General features: G+C 58.7%; 1 protein-coding gene. It reads left to right on the forward strand.

Translation table 11 applies throughout. The annotated features are described in order from the left end of the window. Positions 1–594: 594 nt before the first annotated feature. Positions 595–1,027: radical SAM protein (locus tag FFT21_RS30880; protein WP_137817003.1), on the forward strand; the 433-nt coding region annotated here is incomplete at its 3' end.

Genomic DNA, 1,027 nt, shown 5'->3' on the forward strand with positions numbered 1-1,027 from the left:
AAGAACTGGAAGATACTTGCCACCGGCTTTCGAGGGCGCCTCGCCGAGCTTCCGAATGTCATCCGAATCGTCACCGCACTGGAGTTCTACCGACTTGGCTGGTAAGGGCTCTGAATAACGCTCACAATATTGTGACTGTTATCACATTTGATACTCGGGGTCCCGTGGGTGCTTAGTGAGCTGCTAACTTCGACCTTGCCCGCTTGGTGACAATTCGAACAAGTGGAGGTGGATTATGAAGGCATTCCAGCCTGCATTTGAGGTCACCAATGTCGAGTCCATGCAGTGGAACCGCACCTCGCCCCTTTTTACGGGGAACGAGCCCACTGCTCGGGCTGCCGCGCCGCTTCCTGCGGAGGTCCTGGCTCGTGTGCAGGAGGCGGTCAAGCGCGAAGCCGCTTACGTCAAGCGGTAAGCCCACAACACTAGCTCGACATTAGTCGATATTCGGGGAGCGTCCAGCACCTTCCCGTGGTCTGCATAAAAAGTAGCTAGTCACAGCTGAGCGGGCATGGGGGTGTGCCCGACGCCCAAGCCGGGCACACCCCCGGCAACGCTCGCCGCAAGTATGTCAGCCTATCTCCGGGGGGCCGCGTGGTAGACCTCGTGCATGTCGATTTCAACTTAACCAATGCGTGTAATCTCGCCTGCACGCATTGCCACAGTGCATCAGGAACAGCGCTGCCAGAGGAACTGACGACTGATGAGATCCTAGAGGTCGTCCACGAATTGCACCGCCAAGGCGTGCTCAGCGTGGCGTTCGCCGGCGGCGAGCCCTTCATGCGCCAGGATATCGTCGCAATTCTCAGCGAGGCATGCAAGCTGGACGGCTGGCGGGTCTCGGTCATCACGAACGGATTGTTCTTCTCGGACACCCTGGTTGATCAACTGCGGGAAAACTGTCGGCGGTGTCAAGTAGTGGGTGCACCACCAGCTTCTAGCAGCAGTTTGTTGAGGACTTCGGTGGGTTTGAGCCAGCCGAGAGTCTGCCGGGGCCGGTCGTTGAGTTCGTCGGCGACGGCGTCCA

It is taken from the genome of Gandjariella thermophila (assembly GCF_005405885.1).
In the GTDB taxonomy this organism is placed as follows: Bacteria; Actinomycetota; Actinomycetes; order Mycobacteriales; family Pseudonocardiaceae; genus Gandjariella; species Gandjariella thermophila.